A 3,514-nucleotide genomic window follows, 5' to 3' on the forward strand; every position below is an offset into this window, starting at 1 on the left:
AGTCGGGCTTGCCCGACTTGGGCACACAAGGTGCGGATCTCGGGCAAGCCCGAGATCCTTAGGGGGGAGCGAAGAAACCCGAGCCAGGAGGAACCCACGCCATGATGCACGGAGACATCTCGTCCAGCGCCGACAGCGTCGGCGTCGCGGTGGTGAACTACAAGATGCCGCGCCTCCACACGAAGGCGGAGGTGCTGGAGAACGCCAAGAAGATCGGCGACATGATCGTCGGCATGAAGGCCGGCCTGCCGGGTCTCGACCTGGTGATCTTCCCCGAATACTCGACCCACGGGATCATGTACGACGCGGGGGAGATGTACGAGACCGCCTCGACCGTGCCCGGCGCCGAGACCGAGATCTTCGCCGACGCCTGCCGCAGGGCCAAGGTCTGGGGCGTGTTCTCGCTCACCGGCGAGCGCCACGAGGAGCATCCGAACAAGGCGCCCTACAACACCCTGATCCTGATGAACGACCAGGGCGAGATCGTGCAGAAGTACCGCAAGATCATGCCCTGGACGCCGATCGAGGGCTGGTATCCGGGCGACCGCACCTACGTCTCGGAGGGGCCGAAGGGCCTGATGATCAGCCTGATCATCTGCGACGACGGCAACTACCCCGAGATCTGGCGCGATTGCGCCATGCGCGGGGCGGAACTCATCATCCGCTGCCAGGGATACATGTACCCGGCGAAAGAGCAGCAGATCCTGATGTCGAAGGCGATGGCCTTCGCCAACAACACCTACGTCGCGGTGGCCAACGCCGCCGGCTTCGACGGAGTCTACAGCTACTTCGGCCACTCGGCGATCGTCGGCTTCGACGGGCGCACGCTCGGCGAGTGCGGCGAGGAGGAGATGGGCATCCAGTACGCGGCGCTTTCGAAATTCCTGATTCGCGATTTCCGCGCCCACGGGCAGTCGGAAAACCACCTCTTCAAGCTGCTCCACCGCGGCTACACCGGGATGATCAACTCCAAGGAGAATCGGCACGGGCTGTCGGAATGCCCCTACGACTTCTACCGCCGCTGGATCGAGGACCCCGACGCCACCCGCGACGCGGTGCGCGCCATCACCCGCCAGGGCGTCGGCACCGAGGAATGCCCGATCGACGGCATCCCCTTCGTCGGCAAGGGCGAAGGGCCGCCGGACCCGCGCTGAAATCGGCTCCGACGCAACGCCGCGCCGGCCCCGGATCGGGTCTGCGCGGCCACTTCCATGACACGACGACGTCTGATCGGAACGGCCCAAGGCCCGACACGTTGACCGGCGCTTGTCTTGCGCACATCAGGTCGAACCAGGGGCGGATCGGGTAGATCATGAACGGTGAGTCGAAGCCGGCCGGTGCGGGCGGTCAGGACAGCAGGCCGGGCGCGCACGGTGTCAGTGCGGAGTTCCGGCGCTTCGCCGACGACGTCCCGCTGATGATGTGGCGCTCGGACCATCGCGGCCACGCGATCCATCACAACGAGTGCTGGCTCCAGTTCACCGGCCGGCCGCTGGAGGAAGAACTCGGCGTCGGCTGGCGCACGGGCCTGCATCCGGACGACTTCGAGCGGCACGCGCGCATCGTCTCCGAGGCGTTCACCGCGCGCGAGCCCTTCACCGTCGAGTTCCGCCTGCGTCGTCACGATGGGGCCTATCGCTGGCTGCTCGACACCGCCCGGCCGCTGACCGAGGACGGCGAGTTCCGCGGCTATCTCGGCTCCTGCTTCGACATCACCGACCGCAAGCATGCCGAGGTACATATCGAGGAGGCGCTGCAGGAGAAGGAGACCCTGCTCGCCGAGGTCTACCACCGCGTCCGCAACAACCTGCAGGTCATGGTTAGCCTGATCGGCCTCTACGGCCGCGCGGCGCCGGAGCCCTGTCGCGGCAGCTTCGAGGCGCTGGGCCAGCGGGTGCGGGCGATCGCGCTGGTGCAGCAGCACCTGCACGAGGCGCCCCACATCGCCTCGATCGACCTGCGCGACTACCTGCATCGGCTCGCCTCCGGCCTCGGCCAGCTCCGCCGCGCCGGGCGCATCGGCGTCCACCTCGGCGGCGCCGGCACCAGCCTCGTCGAGCCGCGCACCGCCAACGCGCTCGGGATGATCGTCGCCGAGATCGTGGCCGAGTGCCTCGACGCCACCGCCGAGAGCGTCGCCTGCGCCATCGCCATCGACATCGACGCCGCCCCCGGCGCGCCGGTGCGCCTCTCGATCACCTCCGGCGCCGGCGACCAGGCTGAATCCGGCCGGCCCAACATTCCGAAGCTCGGGCCACGGTTGATCGCGGCCTATGCGGCTCAGGCCGAGATCGCCGTCACCGGGGTGGCGACGGCCGAGGACCCGCTGCGGCTGCAGCTGCCGGAGGCGCGGGTCGACGGCCCGGCCTGAAGGGCGCCGCGGGATTCGCTTCGGCCGGGGTGGCGACCTATATCTTGGACGACCCCCGCGCCCCCGACAGAACACCGGCCGAGCATGCTGCCTCCGATCGAGACCATCGTCGAGAACTTCGAATTCATCGACGACTGGGAAGAGCGCTACCGCTACCTGATCGAGCTCGGGCGCACCTTGCCGCCGGCCGACTCCGCCCTGCATGCGGAGTCGAACAAGGTGCTGGGCTGCGCCAGCCAAGTGTGGATCGACCTGAACGTCGATGCGTCCGCCGACGTGCCGCGCCTTCACCTGCGGGGCGACAGCGACGCCCACATCGTGCGCGGCCTCGTCGCGCTGATGGTCGCGCTGTTCGACGGCAAGACCCCGCGCGAGGCGGCAGACACCGACGCCTTCGCGCTCTACACCAAGTTGGGCCTCGGCGAGCACCTCACCCCGCAGCGCTCCAACGGCGTCCGCGCCATGGCCGACCGCATTCACCGCGACGCGGTCCGCCTCGCCGCCTGAGCGGGCGACCGCCTCACGCCCGGTCGCGCCACAGCCGCATGCGGGCATGGTCCGGGCCTATGGCCTCGCGCTGCAGGCCGTAATGCTCGGCCAGCCGCCCGAGGGCGATCTTGGCGACCACCTTGGCGGAGCGGGCCGGCCAGCGGCGTTCCTCCTCGATCCGCTCCAGCCCCTTCACGTGGCCGCACAGGTCGATCAACAGGCCCGACAGATCGTGGCCGACCGCATCCATCGCGCGGTCCACCCGGGCGCGCGCCGCCATCATCGTGTCGGAGGCGCCGGCGGCGTCGCGCGGCCCCGAGCCGTCGACGCGGATCGCCGTCCAGTCGATGCCCATCCGCGGCATCAGCATGCCCGTGGTGATGTCGCGGCGCAGGCGCTCGCCGGCCTCGAACGACGCCCGGTCGAGAAGCGGCGCCCCGTCGCGGCCGCGCCGCCGCACCATCCAGGCGATCGGGCTCTCCGCCGCGTCGCGCAGGCGCCTCTCCGTTCCCTCGCCCTCGACTACGAGGTCGAGATTCTGCCCGCGGAAGGCTTCGCCGGCCGGCGCGTCGCCACGCCGGAGGCGCGCCCGGCCGGCGATCGACAGCACGATCCGCCCGCGCGGGCCGGGTTCGCGCAGGGCGAGGTCGGCGG

General features: G+C 69.9%; 4 protein-coding genes. 3 read left to right on the top strand and 1 reads right to left on the bottom strand.

Features of this window, described 5'->3' with window-relative positions; genetic code table 11:
* The first annotated feature begins 101 nt into the window (after positions 1-101).
* From FV229_RS25975 to FV229_RS25985, 3 genes are all read left to right on the top strand, one after another.
* Positions 102-1,154, top strand: coding sequence for an aliphatic amidase (locus tag FV229_RS25975; protein WP_147754685.1), 1,053 nt, complete (start codon positions 102-104; stop codon positions 1,152-1,154).
* Between the two features lie 158 nt (positions 1,155-1,312).
* Positions 1,313-2,371, top strand: coding sequence for a PAS domain S-box protein (locus FV229_RS25980; RefSeq protein WP_147754686.1), 1,059 nt, complete (start codon positions 1,313-1,315; stop codon positions 2,369-2,371).
* An 84-nt stretch (positions 2,372-2,455) separates the two neighbouring features.
* On the top strand, positions 2,456-2,878 hold the full coding sequence (locus tag FV229_RS25985; protein ID WP_147754687.1) for a SufE family protein: 423 nt from the start codon (positions 2,456-2,458) through the stop codon (positions 2,876-2,878).
* Positions 2,879-2,891: 13 nt separating this feature from the next.
* Here FV229_RS25985 and FV229_RS25990 read toward each other — a convergent pair.
* Positions 2,892-3,514: DUF6456 domain-containing protein (locus FV229_RS25990; RefSeq protein WP_147754688.1), on the bottom strand; the 623-nt coding region annotated here is incomplete at its 5' end.

This window comes from Methylobacterium sp. WL120 (assembly GCF_008039465.1).
GTDB lineage: Bacteria > Pseudomonadota > Alphaproteobacteria > Rhizobiales > Beijerinckiaceae > Methylobacterium > Methylobacterium cerastii.